Source organism: Xanthomonas sp. NCPPB 1132 (assembly GCF_056629235.1).
The window spans coordinates 2,885,897-2,899,418 of record NZ_CM152819.1; the positions used below are offsets into that span (position 1 = coordinate 2,885,897).

At 70.2% G+C, this 13,522-nt stretch carries 11 protein-coding genes and 1 tRNA gene; 6 read left to right on the top strand and 6 right to left on the bottom strand.

Annotated features, from left to right (window positions below; all coding sequences use genetic code 11):
• Positions 1 to 8 precede the first annotated feature (8 nt).
• Positions 9 to 335 (bottom strand): YerC/YecD family TrpR-related protein, encoded by a 327-nt coding sequence (locus AC1G9L_RS12245; protein WP_481069209.1) that lies wholly within the window; start codon positions 333 to 335, stop codon positions 9 to 11.
• 217 nt (positions 336 to 552) lie between these two features.
• Between AC1G9L_RS12245 and AC1G9L_RS12250 the strand changes: the two genes are divergently transcribed.
• Positions 553 to 1,770, top strand: a complete 1,218-nt coding sequence (locus AC1G9L_RS12250; RefSeq protein WP_481069210.1) for a thioredoxin domain-containing protein — start codon at positions 553 to 555, stop codon at positions 1,768 to 1,770.
• 117 nt (positions 1,771 to 1,887) lie between these two features.
• Here the strand turns inward: AC1G9L_RS12250 and hisS are convergent, their stop codons facing one another.
• Positions 1,888 to 3,288 carry a histidine--tRNA ligase gene (hisS, locus tag AC1G9L_RS12255; protein ID WP_019801176.1) on the bottom strand — a complete coding sequence of 467 codons (1,401 nt, stop codon included), beginning with the start codon at positions 3,286 to 3,288 and terminating at the stop codon, positions 1,888 to 1,890.
• A gap of 111 nt (positions 3,289 to 3,399) precedes the next feature.
• Here hisS and AC1G9L_RS12260 point away from each other — a divergent pair, with 111 nt between their 5' ends.
• Positions 3,400 to 4,155 (top strand): Crp/Fnr family transcriptional regulator, encoded by a 756-nt coding sequence (locus AC1G9L_RS12260; protein ID WP_010340758.1) that lies wholly within the window; start codon positions 3,400 to 3,402, stop codon positions 4,153 to 4,155.
• Between the two features lie 300 nt (positions 4,156 to 4,455).
• A complete protein-coding gene (locus AC1G9L_RS12265; RefSeq protein ID WP_010340756.1) occupies positions 4,456 to 4,770 on the top strand; it encodes a hypothetical protein in 315 nt (104 codons plus the stop codon).
• A 40-nt stretch (positions 4,771 to 4,810) separates the two neighbouring features.
• Here the strand turns inward: AC1G9L_RS12265 and thrC are convergent, their stop codons facing one another.
• Complete coding sequence (gene thrC / locus AC1G9L_RS12270; protein ID WP_481069211.1) at positions 4,811 to 6,112, bottom strand: threonine synthase; 1,302 nt, start codon at positions 6,110 to 6,112, stop codon at positions 4,811 to 4,813.
• Positions 6,113 to 6,831: 719 nt separating this feature from the next.
• Here thrC and AC1G9L_RS12275 point away from each other — a divergent pair.
• On the top strand, positions 6,832 to 6,984 hold the full coding sequence (locus tag AC1G9L_RS12275; protein ID WP_019801060.1) for a hypothetical protein: 153 nt from the start codon (positions 6,832 to 6,834) through the stop codon (positions 6,982 to 6,984).
• Between the two features lie 4 nt (positions 6,985 to 6,988).
• Here AC1G9L_RS12275 and AC1G9L_RS12280 read toward each other — a convergent pair whose 3' ends face one another.
• The 3 genes from AC1G9L_RS12280 to AC1G9L_RS12290 all read right to left on the bottom strand — a co-directional run bounded on the left by AC1G9L_RS12280 (position 6,989) and on the right by AC1G9L_RS12290 (position 11,311).
• Positions 6,989 to 7,948 carry a homoserine kinase gene (locus tag AC1G9L_RS12280; RefSeq protein WP_481069212.1) on the bottom strand — a complete coding sequence of 320 codons (960 nt, stop codon included), beginning with the start codon at positions 7,946 to 7,948 and terminating at the stop codon, positions 6,989 to 6,991.
• A gap of 5 nt (positions 7,949 to 7,953) precedes the next feature.
• On the bottom strand, positions 7,954 to 10,479 hold the full coding sequence (gene thrA / locus AC1G9L_RS12285) for a bifunctional aspartate kinase/homoserine dehydrogenase I (RefSeq protein ID WP_481069213.1): 2,526 nt from the start codon (positions 10,477 to 10,479) through the stop codon (positions 7,954 to 7,956).
• A 463-nt stretch (positions 10,480 to 10,942) separates the two neighbouring features.
• Complete coding sequence (locus AC1G9L_RS12290) at positions 10,943 to 11,311, bottom strand: hypothetical protein (RefSeq protein WP_481069214.1); 369 nt, start codon at positions 11,309 to 11,311, stop codon at positions 10,943 to 10,945.
• A gap of 352 nt (positions 11,312 to 11,663) precedes the next feature.
• Between AC1G9L_RS12290 and AC1G9L_RS12295 the strand changes: the two genes are divergently transcribed.
• Positions 11,664 to 11,740, top strand: a tRNA-Arg gene (locus AC1G9L_RS12295).
• A 249-nt stretch (positions 11,741 to 11,989) separates the two neighbouring features.
• Positions 11,990 to 13,522, top strand: a complete 1,533-nt coding sequence (amaB, locus tag AC1G9L_RS12300; protein WP_019801298.1) for an L-piperidine-6-carboxylate dehydrogenase — start codon at positions 11,990 to 11,992, stop codon at positions 13,520 to 13,522.

Below are 13,522 nucleotides of genomic sequence, written 5' to 3' on the forward strand. Positions count from 1 at the left end.
AGGACATCTCAGTGGGAATCGGAGGGGCGCGCCGTCTGCCGGCGCAGCGCCGCGGCATAGCCGCCAGCGCCGTATTCCAGGGTCCGTGCGACACGGCCGATGGTGGTGACGCTGACCTGGGTCAGGTCGTGGATCTCGCGGTACGGCACGCCCTTGAGCAGCAGCGGTACCACCCGCCAGCGGTCCGCCATCGCCTCCAGCTCGGCCGGCGTGCACAGGTCCTGCAGGAACGCCGCCACTTCCTGCGGCTTGCCGAGCTGGGCCAGGGTACGCGCCAACGCCTTGAGCGAGGCGTCGCCATCGCGGTCTGCTGCAGGGGTGGGACGTTGTTTCATTGCGCTAATGTAATAGCACGCTATTACAAGGTCAAGCTTGCACGGGTCGCAGCGACCTGGCATTCAGCCTCCGGACTCTCCTGTTGCGCGTTCTGGCGACGTGCGCGTTGCCGCGATCCGGCCTCACGCTGCGCGCAGACGCCGCCGGCAGCGCATGGAAGGAGCACCCAGCAGCCGCTAGGATCGGCAATGACCGCCGCCCCCTCTGGAATGCCGCATGCGCCATGCGTGTTTTGCCGCTCTTGCCCTGTGCCTGGCGACGCAGGCGCTGGCGCAGCCGCCGCCTCCCGTCCAAGGAGCCGCAAGCGGCGACACCGCGGCCACTGCGCCAGGACTGCCGATCCGCTCCACCGCCCAGCTCCAGGCCTACCTGCGCGCCCACGCCGGCCAGGCCACGCCCCTGGACGCCCTCACGCCCGGCGCCCGCGAGCGCTTTCTCGACGGCCTGGTGTTCGGGCGCGACGGCCTGGGCGGATTCGATACGCAGGATCTGCCGCAGCTCACCCGCGAACAGGGCCGCGCACTGCTGGCCCTGTTCGGCGCCGAGCGCTACGCCGAGAGCTTGCCGCACTGGGCGACGCAGCCGCGCGCCCACGATCCCGCCAGCCCGATCGGCGACCTCGAGCGCCGCTACAACGTCTACAACCGGAATCTGGACGGCCTGCGCCGCACTGGACGCGATCCCTGGCCCGCCGTGCGCAGCGCCCTGCCCGAAGCATTCGACCCCGCCGCCCTCGCGCAATCGGACGCGAGCGCGCTGGACCTTCTGTATCGGGCCGTCGTCGTGACCTACGCGCTGCGCCCCACCCCGGCGGGACTGGACACGCAACTGCAGGTGTTGGCGCAGTTGCGGCACCGCGGCCAGGCCAGCGCGGCGCAGGTGGACGACGCCGGCAACGCGCTGCTGCTCGCGCATCGTGTGGACGACGCACGGCGCCTGCTGGCAGATGGCGGCAGCACCGACTGGCCGCATTGGCTGCGCTTCGAGGACCGCCTGGGCACAGCGGCGCAGGGGCCGACGCTATGGTCGCTGGACGCCGATGGCCGCACCCTGCGCCGGGAGCGCATCGATCTGGGGCCGACCCAACTCCTGGTCACCGCCGGCTGCCATTTCGCCGCCGACGCCGCGCGCGCCATCGCCGCCGATCCCGAACTGGGCCCGGCGTTCCGCCGCCATGCGCTGTGGCTGACCCTGCCGCCCGGCAGCGAGGACCTGGAGGCACTGCGCGCCTGGAACCAGGCGCAGCCGCAGACGCCGCTGCATCCGCTCTACGACGTGGAGGAATGGCCGCTGCTGCCACGCGAATGGCGCATGCCGACGTTCTTCCTGGTGCGCGACGGCAAGGTCGTCGCGCAGTTGCAGGGCTGGCCGGCGGACGACGCCGCGCAGCGGCGTGCGCTGAAGGCGATGCTGCAGGGTGCGGGCCTGCTGTAGCCCGCGCCCGGGGGATCAACCACGGCCGGGTTTACCGGCCATGCTGGGCGCGGCTGAAGCCGCTCCTACGAGAGTCCTGCAGAGCGCGGCGGCCGCCGCCGGCCGTCGCCACCAGACTCAGGCCATCACCTTGGCCTGCTCCAGTTCCACCTGCAGCGTGCTGGCCAGTTCGTCGCGGGCGACCTCGAACTGCTGCTCGCGCAGCAGGTCCTTGACCGCGACCACGCCATGCGCCAGTTCGTCGTCGCCGGCCAGCACCACGAAGCGGATGCCGGCGCGGGCCGCGTACTGGAACTGCTTGCCGATCTTCTTCGGCTCCATCTGCACTTCGGTATTGATGCCGCCGGCGCGCAGGCGCCGCGCGATGTCCAGCGCGTCGTCGAGCTTGGCCTCGTCCATCAGCGCCACCATCGCCTGCACGCTGCTGGAGGCGATGCCGTCGATCAGGCCGGCCTCGCGCAACTGCCAGAACAACCGGGTCAGGCCGATGGAGATGCCCACGCCGGGCAACTTGGACTTGCTGTAGTGGCTGGCCAGGTCCTCGTAGCGGCCGCCCGAGCAGATCGAGCCGATCTGCGGGTAGTCGGTCAGCAGGGTCTCGTAGACGGTGCCGGTGTAGTAGTCCAGGCCGCGGGCGATGGAGAAGTTCAGGCAGTACGCGCTCTCCGGCACGCCCAGCGCCTTGACCAGGGCCAGCACCTCGCGCAGTTCGGCCACGCCCTCACGCAGGATCGCACTGGACGCCGCATCGGCCTCCAGCGCCTGCAGCCGCGCCAGCGCATCGGCATGGCCGCTGGAGCGCACCGCGACGAAGTCGAGGATGCGCTGCACCTGCTCGGCGGGAATGCCGAAGCCTTCGCCGGCGAGCGTCTCGCGCACGTAGTCGGCGCCGCGCTTGTCCAGCTTGTCGACCTCGCGCAGCACCGCGAGCTGGCGCTCGCCCTCGGCCACGCCCAGGCTTTCGAAGAAGCCGCGCATCAGCTTGCGGTTGTTCAACTGCACAGCGAAATCGCCGATGCCCAGCTCAGCGAACACCGCGTGGATCACCGCCAGCACCTCGGCGTCGTAGCGGATGCTCAGCGCGTCCTTGCCGATCACGTCGATGTCGCACTGGTAGAACTCGCGGAAGCGACCGCGCTGGGCGCGCTCGCCGCGATACACGCGCTGCATCTGGTAGCGGCGGAACGGGAAGCTCAGCTCGTGCTCGTGCTCAGCCACATAGCGGGCCAGCGGGACGGTCAGGTCGAAGCGCAGCGCCAGTTCCGGCAGCCCGCCCTCGGCGCCCTCGGCCGCGGCATTGGCCAGCGCGCCGGTGGACTGCACGAAGTACACCTGGCGCTCGGTCTCGCCGCCGGACTTGGTCAGCAGCACATCGGACAGCTCGAACACCGGCGTCTCCACCGGCAGGAACCCGAACCGCTCGTAATTGCGGCGGATGACGTCCAGCATGCGCTGGAACGCGATCTGCTCGCGCGGCAGCAATTCCATGATGCCGGGCGGCGTACGGGGCTTGATCACGTGCGGAACTCCTGCGATTCGGGGGCGAGCGGGATGCCAATTCTAGCCGCACCGGCCACGCCCGACCGCATCGGCGTATCATTCGCGGGTGCCGAAGCCGCTGCCACGCCCATGAACAGGCCCCCTTCCGGATTCGCCCTGCCCTACGCCGAACCGGCCGCCCCGCGCGCGCCGCACGGCAACGAATGCCTGCATTGCGCGGTCCGCCACCTGGCGATCTGCTCGGCGCTGGCCTGCGACGAGGTGCAGGCGCTGGAACGGGTCACCACTTCGCTGACCTACTCCGCCGGCGCCACCCTGGCGCGCACCGGCGAGGCGCGGCAGGCGGTCTATACGGTGACAGCCGGCGCACTGCGCCTGGTCCGTACCCTCGCCGACGGCCGCCGCCAGGTGGCCGGCTTCGTGCTGCCCGGCGACTACGTGGGCCTGAGCGAATCGGCCCGGCACCGCCACGACATCGAAGCCATCGCCGACAGCCGGGTGTGCCGGGTGCCGGTGGCGCAGATGCAGCAGTTGCGCAGCCAGTTTCCGCACCTGGAGCGCAAGCTGCTCCAGCGCGCCTGCCTGGAACTGGACGCGGCGCAGGACGCGGCGCTGGCGCTGGCGCGGCTGCAGCCGGCCGAGAAGCTGGCCGATTTCCTGCTCAAGCTGGCTGCCCGCGCGGCGCGCCAGGGCGATGCCGGCAACAAGGTGGTGCTGCCGATGGGCCGCGGCGACATCGCCGACCATCTCGGCCTGACCATGGAGACGGTCAGCCGCACCTTCACCAAGCTGCGCCAGCAGGGCCTGATCGCCTTGCCGCAACTGCATGTGGTCGAGATCCGCGACTTCGCCGCGCTGCACCGGCTGGCGTCGGACGAAGACTGAGCGGACTGAGGTGGCGATTTTTTCGCCACGCCGCTGCAGGCACTGACGCCGTGCGGCGCCCGGCCAGTTATCCACAGGATTCCAGGGCAACGCTCCACATCGCGTGTGGACAACCGTGCAACCTCCGCTGGCGGCCGACGGGTCGCCTGCCTGCCAGCGCGTGCAACGCTGCCGCCGCGCCCGCTCTGAACGCTTCAGCCGGCCCTCGCGGCAGCGGCGTCCTGCCGGCTTAGACTGCGTGCGCAATACACCTGCGGCGCCGCCGCGGTGCCGGTGGGGGGGACCACTCGGAGGGCCACTATGGCCGTCGCCATCGAGATGCAACACGCCTCGCGCGCCTGCGTGATGCTGGACCGCGAGCGCGAACTTGAGTTCTGGAAGGCGCAGTTCGTACACAGCCCCTTCCATCAGCCCGGTTACACGTTCCACGACTACGAGCCGGCGCTGAAGCTGGCCTACGACGCCTACCTCAAGTACCACGGCCAACGCGTGGAGGACGTGGTCGCGCAACTGCGCGACGTGTTCCTGCGCGACCACCCGCGCTCGCGCCTGGACTGGCTGCAGGTGCGCGGCATCGTCCTGGCCGCCTGGCAGCGGCTGCAGCCGTCCGACTGAGCCGCCAGGTGATGCGCAGGCACCGCGGCCCGCGCACCGCTCAACCGGCGAGCAGCCGCGCGCGCAAGGCCGCGTAGTCCGGCGCGATCGGCTCGGCCTGCGCCGGCCGCTGCAGCAACGCCGCCAGGGCCGGCGGCACCTGCACCGGCTGCCCGATCAGCGGCTCCACCACCCCTTCGAACTTGGCCGGATGCGCAGTGGCCGCCACTGCCCAGTCGCCGGCGTCGGCCTCGGCCCCCTCGGCGCGCAGTTGCTGCAGCACGTGCAGCGCAGTGGCGGTGTGCGGGCAATGCACCTCGCCGTAGCGGCGGAAGCGCTCGCCGATGGTCTGGCGGATCTGCGCATCGTCCACCGAGTAGGCCTGGAACTGCGTGCGCAGCGTAGCGTCGTCGCCCTGGTAGAGCCAGCGCAGGCGCTCGACATTGCTCGGCGCGCCGACGTCCATCGCATTGGCCAGGGTCGCCACGCTGGGCTGCGGCGTGTAGTCGGCGCCGGCGAAGAAGTCCGGCAGCACGCGATTGGCATTGGTCGCCAGCACGATCCGGCCCAGCGGCACGCCCAGCGCCCGCGCCAGGATCGCGGCCAGCGCATTGCCCAGGTTGCCGGTGGGCACCACCAGGTTCAGCGGCTGCGCGTGCGCGGCGTGGTGCTGCAGCGCTGCGTGCGCGTAGTAGCTCATCTGCGGCAACAAGCGCCCCAGGCTGATGCTGTTGGCCGAACTCAACGGCGCCTGCGCCTGCAGCTCGGCATCGTTCAGGGCTTGCTTGACCAGCGCCTGGCAGTCGTCGAAGGAGCCGGCTACGCGCAGGGCGTGGATGTTGTCGCCAAAGCAGCCGAGTTGGTGCGCCTGCCGCGGCGACACGCGCCCGTCCGGATACAGCACCACCACGCGCAGCCCGGGCTGGCGATGGAACGCGGCCGCGACCGCGGCACCGGTGTCGCCCGAGGTGGCGACCAGGATGGTCAGCGGCGTCGCCGCACCGCGCCGCACGCGGGTCAGGCAGGCCGCCAGGAAGCGGGCGCCGAAGTCCTTGAACGCGGCGGTCGGACCATGGAACAGCTCCAGCGCGTGGTCGCCGGGGGTGGCCAGCGGCTGCAGGGGCGCAGGGAAGTCGAAGGCTTCGGTGCAGATCGCCGGCAATTCAGCGGCCAGGGCGTCGCCCTCGAAGAATGGTGCCAGCAGTTCCGCAGCAGTCTCGGCGAGGCTGGCGCCGGCGCGCAGGTCGCGGGCGGCGGGCATGCGCTCGGGCACGTACAGGCCGCCATCGGGGGCGAGGCCGGCGGCGATGGCCTGGCTGAGCGAGACGGCGGGTGCGGCATTACGGGTGGAGATGAAGTTCATGGTGGTTCCATTAACAGGGAGAATTCGATCGCACTGCCGTTCTTAGCTATTGCTATTGCTATTGCTATTGCTATTGCTGTTGCTGTTGCAGTTGCTTTGGCTGTTGCTGTTTTGCTTCACCCGGGGTCCCCTCGGCGCGGCAGCCGCGGCGGGCGAATACCCGAAGGGCGACGCGCAGGATGCGCGTCGTTTTTCGCCGGCACATGGATGTGCCGTCGAAAAATGCCTGCCGTGGCTGCGGACCCGGAGCGCGTAGCGCGGAGGGCGCGCTGCGGGGTGTGCTTTCTTTTGGTTACTTTTCTTTGCACAAGCAAAGAAAAGTGACTCGCCGCCAGGCGAAAGCTTTGCTCTTGAACTTGCTGCCACTGTAGCGGCCGCTGAATCGTAGGAGCGGCTTTAGCCGCTACAAACATCACCGACTACGTTGGTCGCGGCTAAAGCCGCTCCTACAGACCTTCTCACCTGACACGTAAACTTCAAGCAACAGCAAAGGCTTTCGCCCTTGCGGGCGAGTTACTTTTCTTTGCTCGCGCAAAGAAAAGGCAACCAAAAGAAGCGCTTTACCACAGCCGAAGGCTGGTCAAGCGCGCCCTGCCTCGCGCCCTCCGCGCTGCGCGCTCCGGGTCCGCGTCCATCGCGGGGATCCGCGGAAGGGGCATCCTGCCCCTGCCGCGGACGGCGTACATCCATGTACGCCGCCCTTCGGGTGTTTCCCCGCGATGGCCGCCGCTTCGGAAGGGAACCCGGCACGGCAACAGCAACAGCAACAGCAAAGCAAAAACCAGAGCAACAGCAACAGCAAATTCAAAATCGGCAACAGCAACGACACTAGCGACAGCAACAGCGGCGCGGACGACGCACCGCTCCAATAAGTGGCTACAGCAACGTCGCGCCCGCACACTGCAGCGGCGAGACCCAATGCTGGCTGCCGAAGCCCGCATCCGCGAAAGCCGACTGCACCGCCGGTGCCGCCGCCTCCGCCTCGGCGCGGCTGGCGAACCAGGCGAAGACGCTGGGGCCTGCGCCGGAAATGCCCGCGCCCATCGCCCCCGCCGCCAACGCCGCCGCCTTGGCCGCGTCGAAACCGACGATCAGCGGCGCGCGGCGTGGCTCGATCAGCACGTCGCGCAGGCCGGCGCGTACCAGCGCCTCGTCGCCGGCATGGCAGCCCGCCAACACCAACGCCAGGTTCGCGCTCTGCGCCACGAACTCGCCGAGCCGGTAATCCCCGGCCAGCGCCGCGCGCGCATGGCGCGTCTCCAGCGTGGCGTCCGGATGCACCAGCAGGCTGTGCCAACCGCCCGGCACCGGTACCGGCACCAGCCGCTCCAGGGTCGACAACACCAGCCCGCCCAGCAGCATCGGCCCGAGGTTGTCGCCGTGGCGGCTGCCGCTGGCCACTGCCTCGCCGTCCAGCGCGTAGCGATACAGTGCGTCGCGCGATAGCGGCTCGGGCAGCAAGGCATTGGCCGCCACCAGCGCCGCCACGCACGAGGCGGCCGAGCCGCCCATGCCGGAGCTGAGCGGGATGCCCTTGTCGATCTCCAGTTCGAAGCCGAACGGCAGCGCCAACGCCTCGCGCAACGACATCAGCGCGGCACCGGCGGTATTGCGCGCGGCCTCCAGCGGCAGGGCCACGGTGGTGCCGCGGATCGCCGCGATGCGCACCTCCGGAGCATCGATGCGGCGCACCGTCACCGTGTCGCCGACGCCCTCCACCGCATAGCCGAGCAGGTCGAAGCCCACCGCCACATTGGCCACCGAGGCCGGCGCGAACGCGCGGGCCTGCGTCGGCAGCGCAGCGGTGCCGACGACACCGGCCGCGAGCGTCTGCATCCGGCTCACAGGCGCGCGCCCTCGCCCGCCGCCACCCGCAGCAGGTCGGCGAACACGCCGGCGGCGGTCACCTCCGGGCCGGCGCCCGGGCCCTGCACCACCAGCGGATTGGCGCAGTAGCGGCGGGTGGTGAACTGCACCACGTTGTCGGTCAGACGCAGGTTGGCGAAGGCATGGTCGGCCGGCAGTTCCACCAGGCCCACGCTGGGCGCATGGCCCGGCGCCAGCCGCGCCACATAGCGCAGCACGCAGCCGCGCGCCTTGGCCGCCTGCAGGCGCTGCGCGAAGACGGCATCGACTTCGTGCAGGCGCGCCATGAAGTCGTCCACGCTGGCCTGCCGCAGCGCCTCCGGCACCAGGCTTTCCACCGCCACGTCCTCCAGGCTCAGTTCGTGCCCGGCCTCGCGCGCCAGGATGACGAGTTTGCGCGCCACGTCGGTGCCGGACAGGTCGTCGCGCGGGTCCGGCTCGGTGTAACCCATGCCGCGCGCCTCGGCCACCAGCTGCGCGAACGGCACGCTGCCGTCGTACTTGTTGAACAGCCAGGCCAGGGTGCCGGAGAAGATGCCTTCGATCGCGGTGACGGCGTCGCCGGTATCGACCAGATCGCGCAAGGTGGTGATCACCGGCAGGCCGGCGCCGACCGTGGCCTCGTAGCGGAAACGCGCGCCGCTGGCCGCGGCCGCGGCGCGGATGGCGTGGAAGCGCGGCAGCGGCCCAGCGCCGGCCTGTTTGTTCGGGGTCACCACATGGATGCCGGCGGCCAGCCAGCCGGCGTAACGGTCGGCGACGTCGGCGCTGCCGCTGCAGTCGATGATCACCGCATGCGGCAGGTGCGCCGACAGCAGGTGCGCGGTAAACGCGTCCAGATCGGTCGGCTGCTGGCCGGCCGCCAGCGCCTGCCGCCAGTCGCCGGCGAAGGCACGCGGCTCCAGGCGCATCGTGCTGCGCGAGGCGACGGCGCGCAGGCGCAGGTCGAGGTTGGCCTTGGCCAGCAGTTGCGGCTGCGCCGCGCGCAACTGGTCCAGCAGCGCAGCACCGACATTGCCCGGCCCGATCACGCCGACCGAGAAGGTCTGCGGCGACAGCCAGAAGCCGGCATGCGCGGCGCGCAGCGCCTTGGTCGCATGGGCGCTGTCGATGGCCACCGAGATATTGCGCTCGGACGAGCCCTGCGCGATCGCCAGGATGTTGACCTGGGCGCGACCCAGCGACTCGAACAGGCGCGCGGCCACGCCGGGCTGGCCGGCCATGCCGTCGCCGACCGCGGCCAGCACGCTGATGCCGGTGGTCAGTTGCACGCGCTGTACCTGGCCCACCACAAGTTCGTGGGCAAAGGCCGAGAGCACCGCATCGCGCGCGCGCTCGGCCTCGTTCTGCCGCACCACGCAGCAGATGGAATGTTCGGAGGAACCCTGCGAGATCATCACCACCGACACCCGCGCGTTGCGCAGCGCGGCGAACACGCGCTCGGCGGTGCCGGGCACGCCGATCAGGCCGGTGCCTTCCAGATTCAGCACGGCCAGGTCCGGGCTCAGGGTCAGGCCCTTGATCGGGCCGCTGGTGGCGCTGCTGGCGGTGATGCGGGTGCCCGGGTGCTCGGGCTGGAAGGTGTTGCGGATGATGATCGGCAGGCCGCGCTCGATCGCCGGCGACATGGTCTGCGGGTGCACCACCTTGGCGCCGAAGTACGCCAGTTCGCAGGCTTCGTCGTAGCTGAGCGTCTCCAGTTGTACCGCTTCGGGCACCACCCGCGGATCGGCCGAGAGCACGCCGTCGACGTCGGTCCAGATGTGCAGTTCGGCCGCCTCGAACAGCGCGGCGAAGATCGCGCCGGAGTAGTCGCTGCCGTTGCGGCCGAGCGTGGTGATGCGGCCGGCGCGGTCGCGGGCGACGAAGCCGGTGACCACGATGCGCTGCTGCGGGTGCTGCGCGCGCCACTGCGCCAGGCGCTGCGCGCTCGCTTCCCAGTCCACATCCACGCCCAGCTCGCCGCGGTCGACCACCAGCACCTCGCGCGCATCCAGCACCGCGCAGTCCTCGCCCAGCGCCCGCAGGTGGTCGCCCAGCAGTTGCGCCGAATACACCTCGCCCAGGCCCTGCACGCGGTCCAGCACTTCCCGCGGCAGCTCGCCGATCACCGCCAGTGCGGCGAGGATCTCGGCCAGGTGCTCGAAGCGCGCGTCCAGCCATTCCACCGTGGCACCGGCGTGCTCGCCGAGCAGCGCCACGGCGGCGGCGCGATGGCGGGCGCGGGTCTCGTGCCACCGCTCGCGCCAGTCGCCGTGGCCGCGCGCCGCCAGCTCCGCCAGGCCGATCAAGGCGTCGGTGACGCCCTTCATCGCCGAGACGACGGTGACCTGGAGCCGCTCCGGGCGCGCCAGCAGCAGTTGCGCGACATGGCGGTAGCGTTCGGCATCGGCCACCGAGGTGCCGCCGAACTTGTGCACGACAGTGGCGGCGGCGAGCGCGGGATCGACGGCGGAATCGGGCGAAACGGCAACAGCGGGAGCGACGGCGGGGGACGACATGGGAGACCTCGGAGTGGAGGCCCCGCTCGCATCAGGCCGAGGGTGTCCCCCGCATCCTGATCCGGGTGCGGGGCCGTGGTGTTCGACGATCAGACGAAGACGACGGGCCGCACCGGGCGAATGGTGAGGGTGGTAATACCGGTGGTAATGCCCGCAGCGCCCGCAGCCGCACGCAGAAGCGAACGCGGAAGCGAGGGAGCGACGAGGGCGTGGACCAGAGGCATGGACGCAAGAGGACATCATGCGCCGGGGCGCTGTCAAGCACCGCGTGTGCAAGCGCAGCATCGATCAGCCGGCCGCAAAAGACGGTTGCAAAAGTGACTATCGCGAAAGCGTGAAAAACCCGGCGTTGCGCCGGGTTGCATGGCAAGCAGGCACACGGAAACTTCCGATGCGACCTGTACCGAACGATCCGCACCGACCAAGCGCGCGACGCCCTTGGCGCCGCGCGCTTGCGCAAGCCTTACTGCTGTTTCTGATCCGCCGGCGGCGTCTGCGGCGGCTGCTGCGGATCCGGGTTGGCCGGGTCCTGCGGGGTGGTCGGTGACGTGCCGTCCTGCCCCTGCATCGTGCCCTGGCCGGCATCGGTGCCGGTGGTGCCGGTCGCGGTGCCGGTGGTGCCGGTCGCGGTGCCGCTGGCGTCGCCACTGGTGCTGCCCGCCGGCGCGGTGCTGCCTGCTGGAGCGGTGCTGCCGCCTGCCGGGCTGCCATCGGCCGCGGCCGGCGGATTGGCCGCATTCGGATCGGTGGCCGGTTGGTCGCCATCGCGCTTACACGCTGCCAGGGCAGCCAGCATCGAACCGACCAGGACCATCTTCATTGCTGTTTTCATCTGTGACTCCTGCTTCGCATAGGGGTGGGAATCGCTGCGGTCATGCCGGACAACCGGCGATCACGCCAGCCCGCAGCGACCAGGACCGCCGATGCGCGGCGGCGATCGTCCCGCCGTAGGAACTGCGGTCGGGACGCTTGTAGCGGACGTGACGGACGCGACTGCGTCCGTCATGTGTCGCCCCTGCAACGACGCGGGATCGCAGCGCGAATCGCCGCCAGGCGCAGTGGCCGACGTCCGCAGCCTACGCAGGGCGATGCTCAGCCCGCGTCGGCACAAGGTGTAGAGGACGTTATTGCAGGCCGGGGCGACAACGCGCGATTCAGCGTCGTAGAATCCCCCGCAGGCCAATGGCCCCGTAGCTCAGCTGGATAGAGCGGTCCCCTCCTAAGGGACAGGTCGTGCGTTCGAATCGCGCCGGGGTCACCATTTCGTTCATGTCGGCGGCAGCGGCGCGCGTGCCGGCAGCGCCCCCCTCCCTCGGTCCTCCCTCTTTGCCTGCCGAAGCACGTGGCGGAGCCGCCATGACGGCGCGCCGGTGGGCTTTTGCGCCCACGAGGTATCCAGCCCGGCAGCGGCGACGGCCGGCTGCGTCCGGTCTGCTAAAATTGCTGGCTGCGCGTCCCGCGTCCCCCGCCTGCGGTCGCCTTCCCTGTCGCAACGAACCCAGGAGATTCCATGTCCGCTGACCTGCTCAAGGCGCTCGGCCTCGCCGCCACCAACTCCGGCACCTATCTCGGCAATGGCGAGTGGTCCAGCGCCACCGGCGCCGGCGTACTGCAGCCGCTGAACCCGTCGAGCAACGCCATCATCGCCGAGGTGCAGGCCACCACCGAGCAGGACTACGAGACGGTGATCGCCCGCGCCCAGGCCGCGTTCAAGGTCTGGCGCACCACCCCGGCCCCGCGCCGCGGCGAGGCGGTGCGGCTGTGCGGCGAGGCGCTGCGCAAGCACAAGGACGCGCTGGGCTCGCTGGTCGCGCTGGAAATGGGCAAGAGCAAGCCGGAAGGCGACGGCGAAGTGCAGGAGATGATCGACATCGCCGATTTCGCGGTCGGCCAGAGCCGCATGCTGTACGGCTACACCCTGCACTCGGAGCGCCCCGGCCACCGCATGTACGAGCAGTACCAGCCGCTGGGCCTGGTCGGCATCATCAGTGCGTTCAACTTCCCGGTCGCGGTGTGGAGCTGGAACGCGTTCCTGGCGGCGATCTGCGGCGACATCTGCATCTGGAAGCCGTCCAACAAGACCCCGCTGACCGCCATCGCGTCGATGAAGATCTGCAACGACGCCCTGCGCGATGCCGGCTTCCCGGACATCTTCTTCCTGATCAACGATGCCGGCGTGGCGCTGTCCGAGCGCCTGGTCGAGGACACCCGCATCCCGCTGATCAGCTTCACCGGCTCCACCCAGGTCGGCCGCGTCGTGGCCGAGAAGTGCGCGCGCCGCCTGGGCCGCTGCCTGCTGGAGCTGGGCGGCAACAACGCGATCATCCTCGACGAGAGCGCCGACCTGAAGCTGGCGGTGCCCGGCATCGTGTTCGGCGCGGTCGGCACCGCCGGCCAGCGCTGCACCACCACGCGTCGCCTGATCGTGCACGAATCGATCTACGACACCGTACTGGCGACCCTGGTCAAGGCCTACAAGCAGGTCGAAGGCAAGATCGGCGACCCCACCGACCCGGCCAACCTGATGGGCCCGCTGAACAGCAGCGGCGCGGTCGAGCAGTTCCTGGACTCGATCGCCAAGGCCAAGGCCGCCGGTGGCACCGTCGAGACCGGCGGCACCGCGCTGGACCGCCCGGGCAACTTCGTGCTGCCGGCCATCGTCACCGGCCTGAAGAACAGCGATGAAGTGGTGCAGCACGAGACCTTCGCGCCGATCCTGTACGTGATGAAGTACAGCACCCTGGACGAGGCCATCGACATGCAGAACGGCGTACCGCAGGGCCTGTCCTCGTCGATCTTCACCCAGAACCTGAAGGCGGCGGAGAAGTTCCTGTCCGCGGCCGGCAGCGACTGCGGCATCGCCAACGTCAACATCGGCACCTCCGGCGCCGAGATCGGCGGCGCCTTCGGCGGCGAGAAGGACACCGGCGGCGGCCGCGAGTCCGGCTCGGACGCGTGGAAGGTGTACATGCGCCGGCAGACCAACACCATCAACTACTCCGATTCGCTGCCGCTGGCGCAGGGCATCAAATTCGATCTGTAA

Bases quoted from the DNA above. Each gene is read 5' to 3' on its own strand.
- AC1G9L_RS12245 (WP_481069209.1), bottom strand. From the start codon at position 335: ATGAAACAACGTCCCACCCCTGCAGCAGACCGCGATGGCGACGCCTCG.
- AC1G9L_RS12250 (WP_481069210.1), top strand. From the start codon at position 553: ATGCGCCATGCGTGTTTTGCCGCTCTTGCCCTGTGCCTGGCGACGCAG.
- AC1G9L_RS12260 (WP_010340758.1), top strand. From the start codon at position 3,400: ATGAACAGGCCCCCTTCCGGATTCGCCCTGCCCTACGCCGAACCGGCC.
- AC1G9L_RS12265 (WP_010340756.1), top strand. From the start codon at position 4,456: ATGGCCGTCGCCATCGAGATGCAACACGCCTCGCGCGCCTGCGTGATG.
- thrC (WP_481069211.1), bottom strand. From the start codon at position 6,112: ATGAACTTCATCTCCACCCGTAATGCCGCACCCGCCGTCTCGCTCAGC.
- AC1G9L_RS12275 (WP_019801060.1), top strand. From the start codon at position 6,832: ATGGCCGCCGCTTCGGAAGGGAACCCGGCACGGCAACAGCAACAGCAA.
- AC1G9L_RS12280 (WP_481069212.1), bottom strand. From the start codon at position 7,948: ATGCAGACGCTCGCGGCCGGTGTCGTCGGCACCGCTGCGCTGCCGACG.
- thrA (WP_481069213.1), bottom strand. From the start codon at position 10,479: ATGTCGTCCCCCGCCGTCGCTCCCGCTGTTGCCGTTTCGCCCGATTCC.
- AC1G9L_RS12290 (WP_481069214.1), bottom strand. From the start codon at position 11,311: ATGAAAACAGCAATGAAGATGGTCCTGGTCGGTTCGATGCTGGCTGCC.
- amaB (WP_019801298.1), top strand. From the start codon at position 11,990: ATGTCCGCTGACCTGCTCAAGGCGCTCGGCCTCGCCGCCACCAACTCC.